The organism is Brevundimonas sp. BR2-1, assembly GCF_037626195.1.
GTDB lineage: Bacteria > Pseudomonadota > Alphaproteobacteria > Caulobacterales > Caulobacteraceae > Brevundimonas.
In genome coordinates this window covers 570291-586258 of sequence record NZ_JARKMV010000002.1, presented here as the reverse complement: position 1 = coordinate 586258, position 15968 = coordinate 570291, and the positions used below count along the sequence as shown (strand labels likewise).

Sequence of the window (15968 nt, the reverse complement as noted above, 5' to 3'; positions counted from 1 at the left end):
TCGGACGGCCGGGCCGGGTTCGTTTCCTGCCGGGACAACGCTCCGACAGACGAAAAAGATCAAGAGGGGGCGGGCGCCGGAGTGGGGTTCCGCGCCTTGAACAGCCGTCCGCGCTCCGCGATCAGGACGAAGCCCAGCGCCGTCAGACCGAGGGCGACGAAGCCGAGGGTCATGGGCGCGGCCGAGCCGTTGAACTGCTGACCGATCAGGAAGCCCAGCGTCGCCCCCCCGGTGGTCGAGATGAAGCCCTGGGCCGAGGAGGCGGTGCCGGCGATATGACCCATCGGCTCCATGGCCATCGAGCCGAAATTGCCGGCGATGAAGCCGAAGCAGAACATGGTCAGGGCCTGCAGGACGGCGAAGGTCCAGATCGTCTCATGGCCCGACAGCGCGACGGCGGCATGGATCGCCGACATGCTGATGAAGCCCAGCAGGGCCGTGTGGGAGATCAGCCGGGAGCCCAGCCGCTCGACCAGCCGCGCGTTCAGCAGGGAGGCCACGGCGATGCCGCCCGCCACAACGGCGAAGACGACGGTGAACAGCTCCGGCTCGTGGAAGACGTCGAAGAAGATCTGCTGGCTGGAGTTGATGAAGCCGAACAGGGCGCCCGAGATGGCGGTGATGGCGAAGGTGTAGCCGATCGACTGGCGGTTGGTCAGGGCGGTGCGGAAGGCTGCGGCGATGCGCGCGACCTGGATCGGCATCCGGTCCTCGGGATGCAGGGTCTCGGGCAGACGGATCGCGGCCCAGGTCGCGAAGGCCGCGCCGCCGACGGCCAGGACGCCGAACACCCAGGGCCAGGGCGCGACGGTCAGGATCGCCTGCCCCAGCGCCGGGGCCAGGATCGGCACGCCGAGGAAGACGAGGAAGCTCAGCGACATCACCCGCGCCATGGTTCGGCCGGAATAACGGTCGCGCACGATCGAAACCGCCAGGACGCGCAGGGCGGCGGCGCCGACGCCGGTCCCGACCCGCGCGGCGATCAGCAGTTCGAACGTCGGCGAAAAGGCGGCCAGCACGCTGAACACGACATAGAGCCCCAGGCCGGCCATCAGGACCGGCTTGCGGCCGAACCGGTCGGCCAGCGGGCCGTAGACGATCTGCATCACGCCGAAGCCCAGCAGATAGGCGGTGATGACCCACTGGCGGCTGTTCTCGGATACGACGCCCAGCGCCTCGCCGATGGCGGGCAGGGCGGGCAGCATGGAGTCGATGGCCAGCGCGTTGAGCGCCATCATCATGGCGATCAGGGCGACGAATTCGGGAAACCCGGGCCCCTTCACGGCGGCGGCAGGCGCAAGGGTCGGGGCGATCATCCACGGCCAGATGCGGACGGCAGCCGCCATTCGCAACCGCGGAGCGCGCGAAATCGCAGCCCGGAAACCTGAAGTGAGCGCCTCAGCCGGCGCTTTTCAGAGCGGCTGCAGCGATGCGATCTCCCTCGGTTGAGCGCCCGCTGGCGCGGCGCTCGCTGTAGCGGTCGACGAGATAGTCCGAACGATCCCGGGTCAGCAGGGTGAATTTCACGAGCTCCTCCATGACGTCGACGATGCGGTCGTAATAGGCTGACGGTTTCATGCGGCCGGCCTCGTCGAACTCCTGCCACGCCCTGGCGACCGAGGACTGGTTGGGGATGGTGATCATCCGCATCCATCGCCCGAGCAGACGCAGCCCGTTGACGGCGTTGAAAGACTGGGACCCGCCCGAGACCTGCATGACGGCCAGCGTGCGGCCCTGCGTCGGACGGACGCCGCCGCTGTTCAGGGGCAGCCAGTCGATCTGACTCTTCATCACGCCGGTGACCGCGCCGTGACGTTCCGGACTGCACCAGACCTGTCCCTCTGACCATTCGGAGAGGGTCCGGAGCTCCTCGACCTTCGGATGGCCGGGGTCGGTCGCGTCCGGCAGAGGCAGACCTCGCGGGTCGAAAATGCGGGTCTCGCAGCCGAGGCTGTCGAGAATGCGAGCGGCTTCTTCGGTGGCGAAGCGGCTGTAGGACCGTGCCCGCAGGGAGCCGTAGAGCAGCAGGATGCGCGGCGGGTGGCTGGCGCGGGTCGGGGGTTCCAGACGGGCCGCATCCGGCGGGGTCAGGTAACGGACGTCGAAGAGCTCTTGATCGGACATTTATTTCTGATATTCCAGAAATATGGAAATGACAACCGCCGTCGAAAGTCTGGCCGCTCTCGCCCACGAGGGGCGGCTGAAGGCGTACCGACTTCTGGTGCAGGCGGGGCCCCAGGGTCTGGCCGCCGGCGAGGTGGCGCGTCGGCTGGCGACGCCGGCCAACACCCTGTCCGCCCATCTGACCATCCTGGGTCACGCCGGTCTGGTGCAGTCCCGCCGTGACGGGCGGTCCATCATCTATGCGGCGCGGTTTGACCGCATGGGCGCCTTGATGGCGTTCCTCGCCGAGGATTGTTGCGGTGGAGCGCCCGAAGTCTGCGCCCCGGTGGCCGCCGCCGCCGCGCGGTCACGCTGCGCTCCAATGAAAGCCTGAGCCATGTCCCTGTTCGAACGCTGGCTCAGCCTCTGGGTCGCCCTGTGCATCGTGGCGGGCGTCAGCCTCGGCTGGCTGTTCCCCGAGGTCTTCGCCCTGGTCGCCCGGGCCGAGGTCGCCCGGGTCAATCTGCCGGTTGCTGGACTGATCTGGCTGATGATCACCCCCATGTTGTTGCGGGTGGACTTCGCCGCGCTCGGACAGGTCAGGCGGCACTGGCGCGGCATCGGCGTGACCCTGTTCGTCAACTGGGCGGTCAAACCCTTCTCCATGGCGCTGCTGGCCTGGCTGTTCATCGCGATGCTGTTCCGGCCATGGCTGCCGGGCGACCAGATCGACAGCTACATCGCGGGCCTCATTATCCTGGCGGCCGCGCCCTGCACCGCCATGGTCTTCGTCTGGAGCCGCCTGACCAACGGCGAGCCGAACTTCACCCTCAGCCAGGTGGCGCTGAACGACGTCATCATGATCGTCGCCTTCGCGCCGATCGTCGGCCTGCTGCTCGGGCTGGCGGCCATAACCGTGCCCTGGGCCACGCTGCTTATCTCGGTCGGCCTCTACATCATTCTGCCCGTCATCGTGGCCCAGATCGTGCGGCAGGCGGTGCTGGCGCGGCGGGGCGAGGCCGGACTTGAAGGGCTTCTGAACCGGCTCGGCCCGGTCTCGATCACCGCCCTGCTGGCCACCCTGGTTCTGCTGTTCGGCTTCCAGGGCGAACAGATTCTGGCCCAGCCGCTGGTCATCGGCGTTCTCGCCGTGCCGATCCTGATCCAGGTCTATTTCAACTCCGGTCTCGCCTACTGGCTGAACCGGGCGACCGGCGAGGCGCACTGCGTGGCCGGGCCGTCGGCCCTGATCGGGGCGTCCAACTTCTTCGAGCTGGCCGTGGCGGCGGCGATCAGCCTGTTCGGCATCAACTCCGGCGCGGCTCTGGCGACGGTGGTCGGCGTGCTGATCGAGGTGCCGGTCATGCTGTCGGTGGTGTGGATCGTGAATCGCTCCAAGGGCTGGTACGAGGCCGGGCCGGCCGTCCTCCGGAACACCAGAAAGGAACGCTAGATGTCCCAGGACTTTCCCGTGACCGTCTTCCACAACCCCGCCTGCGGCACCTCGCGCAACGTTCTGGCCATGGTCGAGGCCGCCGGCTACCAGCCCGATGTGGTTGAATATCTTCAGGTTGGCTGGACCGCCGACCAGCTGCGCGACCTGTTCGCCGAGGCCGGTCTGACGCCGCGTGACGCCCTGCGCGAGAAGGAGGCGGCGACGACCGTCCCGGCCCTGCTCGACCCCGCGACTCCGGACGACCTGATCCTGGAGGCGATGCTCGCCCATCCGGTGCTGGTCAACCGCCCCATCGTCCGCACGCCGCGCGGCGCCGCCATGTGCCGCCCGTCCGAGAAGGTCTTCGACCTGCTGGACCGCCGGCCCGACCGCTTCGTCAAGGAAGACGGAGAAGTGGTCGAGTTGGGCTAGCGCCCTCGCCGGCCCCCCCGCATACTCTCTCCAGCAGGGGAGATTTCCGGATGCGTTTTTCGATACTCGCGGCTGCGCTCGTGCTCGCTTGCGCCGTCCCCGCCGCCGCCCAGACGACACCGCCGCCTGTTCCGGTTTCGACCGCGGCTCCGGCCGATGTCGCCACGCCCGAGGCCATAGTCGCGGCGCTGTATGATGTGATCTCCGGCGACGCCGGAGTCGCCCGCGACTGGAGCCGTTTCCGGTCCCTGTTCCACCCCACGGGCCGGCTGATGCCCTCGGGCATGAACCGCGAGGGTCAGGGCGTTGTCCGCTCGATCACGCCGGACGAATACATCACCCGCAGCGAGCCCCTGCTGGTCGGCCAGGGCTTCCACGAACGCGAGATCGCCCGCCGGTCGGAGCGGTTCGGCCAGATCGTCCACGTCTGGTCCAGTTATGAAAGCCTGCACAGCCTGTCGGACCCGCAACCGTTCGCGCGCGGCATCAACAGCATCCAGCTGTTCAACGACGGCGCCCGCTGGTGGATCGTCAGCGTCTACTGGCAGGCCGAAACCCCGGCCGCGCCGATTCCGGCGGAGTATCTGCCGCCGGCGGCGTGACAGACTGACTTTCGGTGATGGTGCGGGTGGCCGGGGTCGAACCGGCACTCCTTTCGGAACCGGATTTTGAGTCCGGCGCGTCTACCAATTCCACCACACCCGCGTGTCGTGCCGGCGCCGGAGCGCCGTGGTCGAAGTGACCTATCTGCTCCGCCGGTCGTCGGCAAGCATCACGCGGTCATGGCCGGATACGCCGTCCTGCGTCGCCCGGATCATTCGCTTTCCGCGCGACGGGCGGCCCGTTCTTCACGCTGCAGCCGGCGGCTCTCGCGTTGCCGCTCCACATCCTCGCGGGTCTGGTAGCCTTCCATCAGGAAATGCGTCTTGTAGAGTACCCGCGTGACCGGCAGCGGGGCGCCGGGGTCTGCCAGATTCTGGAGCCGGGCCCGGCGGACAGCGGCCAGCGCAGCCTGGCCGAAGCGGCCGTCTCTCGGATGTTCGGACTCGATGGTGCAGTCCCGCAGCGATCCGTCGGGATTGCTCACACAGGTGGCGACGGCGAAGCCGCGGGCGTACCGCGTCGATGGAAAATTCGGCCGGGGACGCACAGCCCAGGCGAGGTTCCGGGGAACGCCGTCCTCCTCCAGGGCCTCCAGTTCCGCATCGCGCGGATCCACCAGCGGCCGGCCGCAGGCGGTCAGGGTCTGGTCGATCGAACTGGAGGAAGCCGGCAGGGTGAGATCGTACAGCAGGTTGCGCCCGTCCGGCGCACCGTTGGGAACGAGGATGCGCAGACGCCCGCCGGCGCGCAGTTCGCGCGCGAAGGGGGCGGGCAGTTCGCTGATGGCGATGGTGTCGTCGGTCGCCACCCCCCATCGGCTGTCGCTCAGGTCGTCGTCTCCGAAGGCGATGCGCAGCGGACGGGTCGAGGCCCGGCCCGCCGGCGGCAAGCCGGAGATGACCGCCTCAAAGCCGCCATCGGCGCACCGCGTGCCGATGCTGACGCCGTTGTCGAACCGGGCATAGGCGACGAGCAGGTTCTTGCGCTGATCCTGCGCCAGATCCCAGTCGGCCGAGGCGTCCTGGGCGAGGGCCGGAAGCGCCACGGCGCAGGCGAGAAGGGCGGTCAAGGCACGCTTCATGAAACAATCCGAACGGGTTCGTTGCTGCAACCTTGCGGGGATCGGAAGGGGTCCGTCAAGCCGCGCTTCAGGAGACCCTGAACCGGATCGTGAAGCCAACGCCGTGCCGATGACCAGCAGCGCGCCGCCGGCCAACAGCCCCACGTCTGCCGCATGCCCCAGAGGCCGAAGGCGATCAGGGCGCCCCAGAGCGTGGGCATCATCCACATCAGCTCGGGCCGCAGCGTCCGTTTCTGCCGATTGCGCAGCAGGATCACGATCACGGCGATGCAACCCCGATCAGCGGGCCGTACTGTTGAGGCGTCATGGCCGGCGTTCCCGCCGAGCGGCCTGAATTGGCCGCGGAACTGTCGAAAGCTTAATCCGTCCCGCGCATCCGTAAAGGCGCGCCGCCGCCTCTGCCCCGTGGAAACCGGAGGTCGAGATGAAGCGCGTGGTGATGGCGGTGATGGCGGGTCTGCTGCTGTCCTGTCAGGGACCGGCGGCGGTGCTGGCGCAGCAGGCGACAGCTCCGGCTGAATGGGCGCTCAACGGGACGCGCGAACGGCCGGGCGGTTCAGGTCGTCATCCCATCCGGAAGCGGGTCACGAAGGAGACCCGCCGGCCCTCAATGCTTTCCGACGAGCCCCGGGGCGCCGCGACTTGCGCCGTCCTGTGCGCGGCGGAAGTCGCCGCCCGGCCAAATCCGGCATCCTCGGGGAACTCGCTCTCGACCGCGCAATCCGTCAACCCGCCGCTCGCCCGTACGTGACAGGTGATGGCGGCGAGGCCGCCGCCTATGTTGCGAGACACGGCGCGCTCTGGATATTCGGCTCTGGATACTTTTCTCCAGATCAGTCCCCCCAGTTCCTCGCCGGTGGGCGCCGCATCGCGCTCGGACGGCTCGAGTTCTCGCCCGCACGCCTGGAACACCCGCTCGACGGATGCAGCGGACCGCGGCAGGTCGACCACAAAACGCCGACTGGCTTCACCATCCGGCGCCGTGACGGACAGGCGACCTCCCCGGCCCAACTCGGCCGCCATCGAGCGCGGCCAGATCGCGAAAGCCGAATTGCTGTCGTGCCCCGAAATCCACCGGGACTCGATCTCCGCCCGGCCGCCCATTCGATATCCGAGCGTCCGCTCTCCTGATGCGACAGGAAGGCCCGACAATACCACGCTGAGGCTGCCATCCATGCAACGGACGGCGACGCCGAAGTTCGGGAACGTCACCGCGGCGATCGAAAGCCTGCGGGCGGGGTCCTCGCCGAAGTCCCAGTCCCCGTCATCCTGGGCGACCGATGGCCCATTCGCGAGCAGAACGATCGCCAGCAAGGCGTACACGCCCGTTCGTCCCGTGTTCATCGGAGCCTCCCTCAAGGCATCTTTGTGCTTCGTGACGATCGCCCGCAGGCTCAGACGCTTTCGACCGTCTGTTCGATGGCGCCGAAGATGGAGTGGTGCCTGTCGTCCAGCATCTCGATGCGGACGGTGTCGCCGGCCTTGAGGAACGGCGTCTCGGCCTTGCCATGCAGGATGGTTTCGACGGTCCGGACCTCGGCGATGCAGGAATAGCCCAGGCCGCCCTCGGCGACGGGCTTGCCCGGGCCGCCGCCCGCGTCGCGGTTGGACACCGTGCCCGAGCCGATGATCGTGCCGGCGCACAGGGCGCGCGTCCTGGCCAGATGGGCGATCAGGGTGCCGAAATCGAAGGTCATGTCGACGCCGGCGTCGGCCTTGCCGAAGTCCGCGCCGTTCAGCTGGACGGACAGTTCGCCTTTCAGCTTGCCGTCGGCCCAGCGGTCGCCCAGGGCGTCCGGCGTGACGAAAACGGGCGACAGGGCCGAAGCCGGCTTGGACTGGACGAAACCGAAACCCTTGGCCAGTTCGGCCGGGATCAGGTTGCGCAGCGACACATCGTTGACCAGGCCGACCAGCCGGATGTGGGTCAGCGCTTCCTCGCGCGTCACGCCCTGGGGCACGTCGCCGGTGACCACCACCACCTCGGCCTCGAGATCGCAGCCCCAGCTTTCGTCGGCCAGGGGGATGGGATCGCGCGGGGCGAGGAAGCCGTCCGATCCGCCCTGGTACATCAGGGGGTCGGTCCAGAAACTGTCGGGCATTTCGGCATTGCGCGCCTGCCGCACCAGGGCGACGTGGTTCACATAGGCCGAGCCGTCGGCCCACTGATAGGCGCGGGGCAGGGGCGCCGCGGCCTCGCGCTCATGGAACCGGCCGCGCGGCACGCCGCCGTGTTCGAGACTCTCGGCCAGGGCCAGCAGATCGGGCTCGACCCGGTCCCAGTTGTCCAGCGCCGCCTGCAGGGTCGGCGCGATCAGGAAGGCGTCGGTAAACCAGGCCAGATCGTCGGAGACGAGAACGAGGCGGCCGTCACGGCCGTGCTTGAGCGAGGCGAGTTTCATGGCTCAAGGCTTAGGCGGTTTTGTCCGGCGAGGAAACCGGGCGCGGCCCGTCAATGACCGGCGCGCGTTCCGCTGATCCTGCCCGCCGCCGGCCGTTTCGGACCGGGGTTCGACAGTTCGGCATGGGCGGCGCGCAGCTCGCGCACGCGTTCGCGGCGCAGGCTCCAGTGGTCGTTGAAATGGCCGATGGCGACACGCAGGGCGTCGTTGCGTTCCTGAACGGTCAGCGGCTTCTTCCCGTCATGGTCGCCATGGTGAGCCTCGGCCGGCTTGTGGTCGTCGCCCTTGCCGTTGTTCACGATGACGGTGACGCCGCCGACGGCGGCGGGAGCGGCCTCATGACGCCCGTGCTTGTCGTCATGACCCCCGCCATGGCCATGATCGGCAGGGGCCGCGTGCGGCTTGTCGGCGGGCTCGCCCTTCATGGCGTGATTGAGCGCCTTGACCAGCTTGCCGGCGCCGCCCGCGACGCCGAGCGTCTTGCCCAGCCGCCGTTCGATGGTCCGCACCAGCGCCGAAGCCCTGGCCGGCAGGGAATCGCCGTCGGCCTTCATGGCGTCCTTGGCGGCGTCGTCGATCTCCTCCCAGATCGAGTCGGCGGCGTCGACCCGCGCTGTCCGGGAGCCCTGACCGAAATACCAGCCGATCAGCGCGGCGGCGGCCAGACCCAGCAGCAGTGCTCCCCACATGATCGGATCGGCGCCGATCATCAGGGGCGCGTCCAGCGGCGCGTTGGCGGGGTCGGCGGTGGCGAAGTCGGCGCCATAGGCCATGCGGCTGTCCCTCCCGGTCTGCGCGAACGCGTGCAGGGCTCATCTTGCCCCGACGGCCCAGCTTGGCAACGGGAAAGGTTAACGGCGCTCCGGATTCGGCGTCAGCGCGGCGGGGTGATCAGCGCCTTGGCCTCCGCGCCGGTGCGGGCCCCGGCGCCGCGCACCTCGACCTCGACGGCGATGGCCCCCTCTGGCTCGTGGGCCCAAAGATAGCGCCGCTCGATCTCGACCTCGCGGCCCGAAGGGGCGAAACCGGTGAAGCTGTCGCCCCACGGCGTCACCTTCTTCATGTCCGGCCACGGCAGGGCGCAGGCGATGTCCAGTTCTTCGATCGCCATGGCCGACAGTTCGTCGTCGCTCACAGCCATCGGCGCACCTGCTGGCGGTAGGCCTCGTAGGCGGGGCCGAATTTGAGCGAGAGGTAGCGCTCCTCGCGCTGGATGACGAACCGGTCGACCACCCAAAGGCAAGGAACCAGAAGGATCAGCGCCATCCAGCTGTTCATGGCGATGGCCAGTCCGACATAGGTCACGGCGAAGCCGACGTAGATGGGATTGCGGCTGAGGCGATACGGGCCTTCGATGATCAGGGCGGTGGATGGTTTCCACGGCTCGACCGCCGTGCCCCGGCGGCGGAACAGGCCGGCCGCCATCCCGTCCAGCAACAGACCGCCGACGATCAGGGTCAGGGCCAGGCCGCGCCTGACAGGCGAGTCAAATCCGAAACCGGCCGCCAGCCAGCCCATGCCTGCCTCGACGGCCTCGGGTCGGGCGCCCAGCTCGGCGAGTCCCCAGCCGGCGAGCAGGAAGCCGAGATAGATCAGGGGCGGCGGGGCGAGGACGCCGGGCGTGTCGGGCTTCTTCATCAGATCGTCTGTCCCTGCGGCGCGGTGAATTCCGAGACGGGCGCGTCGCCGGTGTTGATGACCTCGGACGGCTCGAAGATCAGCACCTCGGCCTCTTCATCGGCGGCGGTCCGGTGTTCGACGCCGCGCGGCACGACGATGAACTGGCCGGGATCCAGGGTGACGACGCGGTCCCGGAACTCCACCCGGAACCGGCCTTTCCAGACCAGGAACATCTCTTCGGCCCCGGCGTGACTGTGCCATGGGAACACGCCCTGAACCTTCACCAGCCGCACGTCCTGACCGTTCAGCTGCGCCGCGACGCGCGGACGCCAGTGATCCTGGATAGCGGCGAACTTCCCGGCCAGATCGACGGCGGCGCCCTGGGTCATGGCCGCAGGGTCTCGTCGCCATAGATGGCCACCCGCGCCGGTTCGCTGGACGAGACCGCGCCGCGATACATGCCAGAGGTGGTCATGGCGAAGGCCGGCCGGCCCTGCAGGTCCATGACGATGACCCCGCCCGATCCGCCCAGCGACAGGGCGTCTTCGACCTCGGCCTGACCGGCGGCCTGGCCCGAGGCTCCGGCATGGATGCGGCTGCAGATGTCGCGGGCGACCGAGGCGCGGATATAATATTCGCCGTCCCCCGTCGCGGACACCGCGCAGCCGTCGCGGTTGGAGGCGTAGGTCCCCGCGCCGAGAACCGGCACATCCCCGACCCGGCCCCACTGCTTGGCGGTCATGCCGCCGGTCGAGGTGCCGGCCGCCAGACGGCCTTCGCTGTCCAGCGCCACGGCGCCGACGGTGCCGAATTTGCGCTCGTTCAGCGGCGGGGCGGGCAGGTCGTTGGCCGCCTGCGGGCCTGGCGCGCCGACGGGGCGTTCGGGAATGGGCAGGTTCTGCTGACGCAGCGCGCGCTCCAGCCCCTGCCAGCGGCGTTCGGTGAAGAAGAAGGATGGATCGACCTGCTCCAGTCCGACCGAGGCGGCGAAGCTGTCGGCGCCCTGGCCGATCAGCATGACGTGGGGCGAGCGCTCCATGACGGCGCGGGCCGCCGCGATCGGATGGCGGGTGGTCGTCAGGCCCGCCACGGCGCCGGCGGTCAGGTCGGTCCCGTTCATCACCGCGGCGTCCAGCTCGTTGCGGCCGGCGGCGGTGAAGACCGCGCCGCGTCCGGCGTTGAACAGCGGATCATCCTCCATGACCTGGATCGCGGCCTGGACCGCGTCCAGCGCCGCGCCGCCGTTTGCGAGCACGGCCGAGCCGGCCTCCAGCGCCTTCTTCAGGGCCGCGCGATAGGCGGCGTCCTGCTCGGCCGTCAGGCTTTCACGCTCGATGACCCCGGCCCCGCCGTGGATGGCGAACGACCAGCGCGGTGCATCCTGGGCCATGGCGGGCGCGGCGGACAGGATCAGCCCGAGCGCGGCTGGAACGAGACGGGCGAGGGACATGGTCGACCTTTTCAAAACGAAGATGAACTTCGGCCAGGCGCGGGCTCAACTCAAGGGGCCGCCGCAACAGGGGCAGCCGTCGACCTCGACGCCGAACAGGGCGCGGATGCGGTCGGGGGCCAGGGCGCGGGCCGGCGCACTCAACTCCGCGCGGTCCGGCCCCAAGGCCAGAATGCGGTCGGCGCGCGCGGCGAACGGCAGATGATGGGTCGAGGCGATGACGATACGGCCCTCTCCGGCCAGCGTCCGGATCGCGGTTTCGACGGCCCGGGCGTGGGCGGGATCCAGCAGGGCCAGCGGCTCGTCCAGCAGACACAACGGCGCGTCCTGCACAAACAGGCGGGCGATCAGGACCAGCTGCTGCTGGCCGCTGGACAGGCGGTCGAAGGGCCGGTCGGCCAGATGACCTGCCTCCAGCCGGTTCAGCGCGGCGCGGGCCGCGTCCAGATCGGCGGGGGCGAGGCCGGATGACCAGCGGCGAAGGTGCGATCGCCCCAGCGCCGTCAGATGCAGCGCCGAAAAGCCCGCGCTGACCACGCCCGGCGGCGGCAGCCAGGCTGCGCGGGGCCGGACGATGGAACCCGCCACCGGCGGCAGGAGGCCCGCGAGGGTCTTCAGCAGGGTGGTCTTGCCCGCGCCGTTTGGCCCGATCACGGCGACGACCTCGCCGGCGAAGATGCTCTGGTCCAGCGGCGGCAGGCGGAATCCCTTGCCGCCCTCCGCCACGCGTCCGGCGACCAGACCTTCCAGCCGCAGGTCTTTCATGACCGCCTCGAGGCGGTGACGAACAGGAACAGGAAGGCCGGGGCGCCGATGGCGGCGGACAGCAGGCCGACGGGGATTTCGGCGGGACCGAAGGCGGTGGCCAGCCGGTCGATGATCAGGGCGAACAAGGCGCCGATCGCCATCGAGGCGGGGATCAGCTGGCCCGCCCGCTCGCCGACGATCAGCCGCGCCGCGTGCGGCGCCAGAAGGCCGATCCAGCCTACCACGCCGGCCAGGGCCACCGCCGCGGAAGTCATCAGCGCCGCCGCCGCCAGGGCGGTCAGCCGCAGGCGACGCGCCGGCAGGCCCAGCGACCGCGCCTGCTCGTCGCCCAGGGACAGGACGTCCAGCCGGAAGCCCAGCCAGAGCAGGACCGCCCCGCCGAGACAGATCGGTCCCAGCGCGAACAGCGCCTCGGCCAGGGTCGCCCGGGTGAAGGAGCCGAGCAGCCAGTAGGTGATGGCCGGCAGCTGCGAATAGGGCTCGGCGACGATGACCACCAGGCCCAGTCCCGCCGAGGCGAGGGCTCCGGCGACGACGCCGCACAGGATGAGGGCCAGCCGGCCGTCGCCGCTGCGGGTCAGGGCCGCGCATCCGAGGGCCAGTCCGCCGATCGCGAGCCCCCCGGCGAAGGCCGCGCTCTGGACCAGCACGGTTCCCGCCCCGAGCAGCAGGGCCAGGGCCGCGCCCAGTCCCGCGCCGGACGAGACCCCCAGCAGGTCGGGCGCCGCCAGCGGATTGCGGAACAGGATCTGGAACCCCGCCCCGGCTCCGGCCAGCGCCGCGCCGCAGGTCAGGGCGGCCAGCAGCCGCGGTCCGCGCAGGGCCAGGACCAGCTCCGCCTCCGGCCCGCCATGGCCGAACAGGGCTGACAGAAGATCCGCGGGAGGGATGGCCAGCGGACCTGTCGTCAAAACCGCGATGACACAGGCCCCGACGAGCAGGATCGCGACGAGGGCCGGCAGGGTGGATTTCAGGCGGCTCACGAGATCCATCGCGGATGGCCGATCTCGACCGGGGCCATGCCGTAGATGCGGCGGCTCAGGGCGCCGAGGGTCATGGTGGACCCTTCCGGATCCGCCAGCCAGGCGCAACCCAACAGCCGGTTCACTGACGGCGGCCGATCGACCCAGCCGAAAGGCAGGTCGGGCAGCAAGAGCAGGCGGCGGCGTTCGCCATTTCGTCGCCAGCGCCAGACCGGATCGTGGTGGATGGCCCTGGCGAAGCCGCGGTCGAGCGTGACCAGAACCTCGGGGTCCCAGGCGGCCACCTGTTCGCGTGTCACCCGGCCGATGTCACGGGAACCCTCGGCGACATTGGTCCAGGCCGCACCTTCCAGAACCTCCGTGGCCAGGGCGCCGCGGAAGCCCGTTTCCAACCCGTCGACGCCACGGGCGTAGTAGAAGCTCGGCCCCGGCGGCGCTTGACGCCAGTGTTCCAGCACCTCGGCCGCCTGTTCGGCCAGCGGGACGGCCCTGGGCCCGGCTCCGAGGAGGGCCCCGGCTTCGCGGATCGCATCGGGAATCCGGTTCAGGGCTCCGTCGATCAGCCGCCAGTCCGCCCCCAGACGGACCTTCAGGCGCTGCGCCAGAACCTGATACTCGGAATCGGTGTCGCCATAGTCGATGATCAGCCGGGGTTTGAGCGCGGCGATGGCCTCGAGATTCGCCTGCCGGCTATTACCCGTCAGACTCCCCAGTTCAGGCAGGCCGGCGGCGAGCGCGGGCAGGGCCGACAGGGTCGCCCGCCCCGGGGTTTTCGGCCAGCCCGCCAGCCGCTCGCGCGCGACGGCCCAGACCAGCAGCGCCGCCGGCGAGCCCGCGGCGACGACGTCACGGCCCCCGGCGTCGCCTCCGGAGGGCCCGCGGGAACAGGCGGAAAGAGCCAGGGCGCCCCCGAGTCCGATCAACGCTGACCTGCGTGTCGTGGTCATCAAACGCCCCATGCTGCGAATCGCTCGCATCGTGCCGCCCCGACGCGTCGGGCGCCACCTTCCAGCCAATTTACCCTTAACTCTTGTCCGGTCTTGCTCCGCGTGCTGCTTATGCGCCCATCGCGCGTCAGGTGGGGCGCAGCAACAAGGGAGTGAGCCGTTGAGTACGACGGACGCAGGGGGGCCGGTTTCGGCGACGCCTCAAAAGACTTTTCTGGGACACCCTCGCGGGCTGGTGATCCTGTTCTTTACCGAGATGTGGGAGCGCTTTTCCTTCTACGGCATGCGCGCCCTGCTGGTCCTCTACCTGACCCAGCATTTCCTGTTCGGCTCGGCCGAGGCGCAAGGCATCTACGCCGCCTATGCGGCGCTGGTCTATCTGATGCCGGTGCTGGGCGGCGCGATAGCTGACCGCTTCCTGGGGTCGCGCAAGGCCGTGACCATCGGCGCCCTGCTGCTGGTGGCCGGTCACTTCACCATGGCCTTCGAAGGGTCCGGCGGGCGCGAGTACATCCAGTACGGCGGCCAGGAATACCGGATCGAGGTCGAGGGCCGCGACACCAGCCGTCAGCTGTTCGCCATCGTCGGCGAGGAGCGGGTTCCGATCTCGGTCGGACCTGAGGGCATCCGCGTCTCGGGCATTCCGACCACGGCCGAGGCCGCTGTCGCGCGCGCCGAGGCGGCGACCCCCGCCACCGTCCCCGCCGCAGCCACCGTCACCGACCCCGAAGCGGCCGCCGTGCCCGCCGACGGTCCGGCGACCGCCGTGGCGACCGCGCCGGAAACCGTGGCCGACGCCGCGCGTCCCGCCGCCGCCGCCGCCGCTGCTCCCGGCGCCCTGCCCGCCATGATCGGGCCGGATGACTACGAGATCCGGAAGTCCGTCGATACTTCGGGCCAGTATGTCCTGTTCTTCGCCCTTGCCCTGATCATCGTGGGCGTGGGCTTCCTGAAGCCGAACATCTCGACCGTCGTGGGCTCCCTGTATGAGCAGAACGACCCGCGCCGCGATTCCGGTTTCACCATCTTCTACGTCGGCATCAACCTGGGCTCGATCCTGGCCACTGCGTTGTGCGGCTGGCTGGGTATCGAATATGGCTGGCGCTACGGTTTCGGCCTGGCCGGCATCGGCATGCTGGCTGGCCTGATCACCTTCTGGATGGGCCAGAAATGGCTGGGCGGACGCGCTGATCCGCCCGCCAGCGCCAAGCTGGACAAGAAGACCCTGGGAATCCCGCGGGAAGCCTGGATCTACATTCTCGGCATACTGTTCGTCATCCCGACCTGGCTGATCGTGCAGCAGCACGACGCGGTCGAGGCGTCGCTGCTGTACCTGGTGCCGACGGTGTTCGCGGGCCTGCTGATCTACTCGCTGATCTTCCTGCGCGGCGACGACCGCTGGAAGATGCTGGCGGCGATCATCCTGACCATGTTCTCGGTGCTGTTCTGGACCCTGTTCGAACAGGCGGGCTCGTCGCTCACCCTGTTCGCCGACCAGTCCACGCAGATGCCGAGCTGGTTCAACGCGGCCCAGACCCAGACCTTCAACCCCGGCTTCATCGTGGTGTTCGGTCCGGTCATGGCGGCTCTGTGGGTGCTTCTGGCCAAACGCGGCCTGAACCCCAGCGTGCCGCTGAAGTTCGCCTTCGGCCTGATCCTGGTCGGGGCCGGCTTCCTGCTGCTGGTGTGGGCCTCGACGGCCTTCGTCACGGCGGACTTCAAGGTTCCGCTGCTGTGGCTGTTCCTCGCCTACTTCCTGCATTCGATCGGCGAGCTGTGCCTGTCGCCTGTAGGCCTTTCGATGATCACCAAACTGTCGGTGGCGCGGATGGTCGGCATGATGATGGGCGCCTGGTTCATGGCCTCGGCGCTGGCGCATATCGTCGCCGGCATCATCGCCAAGTCGACGGCGACCGAGACCGTCGGCGGCGTGGTCACCAACCCGCAACTGGCGCTGGAAACCTACGCCGGCGTGTTCCAGACCATCGGCCTGTATGGAGTCGGCATCGGCTTCGTCCTGCTGCTGATCTCGCCGATCCTGAAGTGGATGATGCGCGGCGTTCAATAGCGCGCGTCACGGCGAAAACAGAAAGGGCGGGGCCTCGCGGCTCCGCCCTTTTTCGTGCGCGGGGGTGGCGCACAGC

The 15968-nt window shown here is 69.3% G+C and carries 19 protein-coding genes and 1 tRNA gene; 5 read left to right on the top strand and 15 right to left on the bottom strand.

All coding sequences use genetic code 11. The features are described 5' to 3' along the window. Positions 1-59 precede the first annotated feature (59 nt). Positions 60-1346: a multidrug effflux MFS transporter gene (locus BrevBR_RS12505; protein WP_445214760.1), complete on the bottom strand. Its 1287-nt coding sequence runs from the start codon at positions 1344-1346 to the stop codon at positions 60-62. Between the two features lie 52 nt (positions 1347-1398). Beyond that, positions 1399-2124: an arsenical resistance protein ArsH gene (gene arsH, locus BrevBR_RS12500; protein ID WP_340001156.1), complete on the bottom strand. Its 726-nt coding sequence runs from the start codon at positions 2122-2124 to the stop codon at positions 1399-1401. Between the two features lie 22 nt (positions 2125-2146). On the opposite strand from arsH, the gene BrevBR_RS12495 reads away from it, so the two are divergent. The 4 genes from BrevBR_RS12495 to BrevBR_RS12480 are packed head-to-tail and all read left to right on the top strand — an operon-like array spanning position 2147 to position 4572. After that, positions 2147-2497, top strand: a complete 351-nt coding sequence (locus BrevBR_RS12495; RefSeq protein WP_340001155.1) for an ArsR/SmtB family transcription factor — start codon at positions 2147-2149, stop codon at positions 2495-2497. Between the two features lie 3 nt (positions 2498-2500). Then, positions 2501-3556 carry an ACR3 family arsenite efflux transporter gene (arsB, locus tag BrevBR_RS12490; RefSeq protein WP_332639462.1) on the top strand — a complete coding sequence of 352 codons (1056 nt, stop codon included), beginning with the start codon at positions 2501-2503 and terminating at the stop codon, positions 3554-3556. Next, positions 3557-3970 carry an arsenate reductase (glutaredoxin) gene (gene arsC / locus BrevBR_RS12485; RefSeq protein WP_340001154.1) on the top strand — a complete coding sequence of 138 codons (414 nt, stop codon included), beginning with the start codon at positions 3557-3559 and terminating at the stop codon, positions 3968-3970. It begins immediately after the preceding gene. 50 nt (positions 3971-4020) lie between these two features. Next, entirely contained in the window at positions 4021-4572 is a 552-nt protein-coding gene (locus tag BrevBR_RS12480; protein WP_340001153.1) for a hypothetical protein, read from the top strand. A gap of 18 nt (positions 4573-4590) precedes the next feature. Here the strand turns inward: BrevBR_RS12480 and BrevBR_RS12475 are convergent. The 13 genes from BrevBR_RS12475 to BrevBR_RS12415 form a co-directional block, all read right to left on the bottom strand. Continuing rightward, positions 4591-4675 (bottom strand) — tRNA-Leu (locus BrevBR_RS12475). A gap of 109 nt (positions 4676-4784) precedes the next feature. Next, on the bottom strand, positions 4785-5654 hold the full coding sequence (locus BrevBR_RS12470; RefSeq protein WP_340001152.1) for a hypothetical protein: 870 nt from the start codon (positions 5652-5654) through the stop codon (positions 4785-4787). After that, positions 5651-5917 carry a hypothetical protein gene (locus BrevBR_RS12465; RefSeq protein WP_340001151.1) on the bottom strand — a complete coding sequence of 89 codons (267 nt, stop codon included), beginning with the start codon at positions 5915-5917 and terminating at the stop codon, positions 5651-5653. Before BrevBR_RS12465 ends, BrevBR_RS12470 begins: the two co-directional genes overlap by 4 nt. Before the next feature lie 301 nt (positions 5918-6218). Continuing rightward, a complete protein-coding gene (locus BrevBR_RS12460) occupies positions 6219-6998 on the bottom strand; it encodes a TonB family protein (RefSeq protein ID WP_340001150.1) in 780 nt (259 codons plus the stop codon). A 50-nt stretch (positions 6999-7048) separates the two neighbouring features. After that, positions 7049-8056 (bottom strand): fumarylacetoacetate hydrolase family protein, encoded by a 1008-nt coding sequence (locus BrevBR_RS12455; RefSeq protein ID WP_340001149.1) that lies wholly within the window; start codon positions 8054-8056, stop codon positions 7049-7051. A gap of 50 nt (positions 8057-8106) precedes the next feature. Continuing rightward, a complete protein-coding gene (locus BrevBR_RS12450; protein WP_340001148.1) occupies positions 8107-8829 on the bottom strand; it encodes a hypothetical protein in 723 nt (240 codons plus the stop codon). A 101-nt stretch (positions 8830-8930) separates the two neighbouring features. Continuing rightward, on the bottom strand, positions 8931-9197 hold the full coding sequence (locus tag BrevBR_RS12445) for a hypothetical protein (protein WP_332639455.1): 267 nt from the start codon (positions 9195-9197) through the stop codon (positions 8931-8933). Beyond that, on the bottom strand, positions 9188-9694 hold the full coding sequence (locus tag BrevBR_RS12440) for a methyltransferase family protein (protein WP_332639454.1): 507 nt from the start codon (positions 9692-9694) through the stop codon (positions 9188-9190). Before BrevBR_RS12440 ends, BrevBR_RS12445 begins: the two co-directional genes overlap by 10 nt. Then, the gene (locus BrevBR_RS12435) at positions 9694-10065 is read right to left on the bottom strand and encodes a cupin domain-containing protein (RefSeq protein ID WP_332639453.1); all 372 of its coding nucleotides are present in this window, start codon (positions 10063-10065) and stop codon (positions 9694-9696) included. Before BrevBR_RS12435 ends, BrevBR_RS12440 begins: the two co-directional genes overlap by 1 nt. Continuing rightward, positions 10062-11126, bottom strand: a complete 1065-nt coding sequence (locus BrevBR_RS12430; protein ID WP_340001147.1) for an isoaspartyl peptidase/L-asparaginase family protein — start codon at positions 11124-11126, stop codon at positions 10062-10064. The genes BrevBR_RS12435 and BrevBR_RS12430 overlap by 4 nt, the downstream gene beginning before the upstream one ends. A 45-nt stretch (positions 11127-11171) precedes the next feature. Further along, on the bottom strand, positions 11172-11891 hold the full coding sequence (locus tag BrevBR_RS12425; protein ID WP_340001146.1) for an ABC transporter ATP-binding protein: 720 nt from the start codon (positions 11889-11891) through the stop codon (positions 11172-11174). Then, positions 11888-12877 (bottom strand): FecCD family ABC transporter permease, encoded by a 990-nt coding sequence (locus BrevBR_RS12420; RefSeq protein WP_340001145.1) that lies wholly within the window; start codon positions 12875-12877, stop codon positions 11888-11890. The genes BrevBR_RS12425 and BrevBR_RS12420 overlap by 4 nt, the downstream gene beginning before the upstream one ends. Beyond that, positions 12874-13824, bottom strand: coding sequence for a hypothetical protein (locus tag BrevBR_RS12415; RefSeq protein ID WP_340001144.1), 951 nt, complete (start codon positions 13822-13824; stop codon positions 12874-12876). Before BrevBR_RS12415 ends, BrevBR_RS12420 begins: the two co-directional genes overlap by 4 nt. Positions 13825-14059: 235 nt before the next feature. Between BrevBR_RS12415 and BrevBR_RS12410 the strand changes: the two genes are divergently transcribed. Beyond that, positions 14060-15892 (top strand): peptide MFS transporter, encoded by a 1833-nt coding sequence (locus tag BrevBR_RS12410; protein ID WP_442881310.1) that lies wholly within the window; start codon positions 14060-14062, stop codon positions 15890-15892. Positions 15893-15968 lie beyond the last annotated feature (76 nt).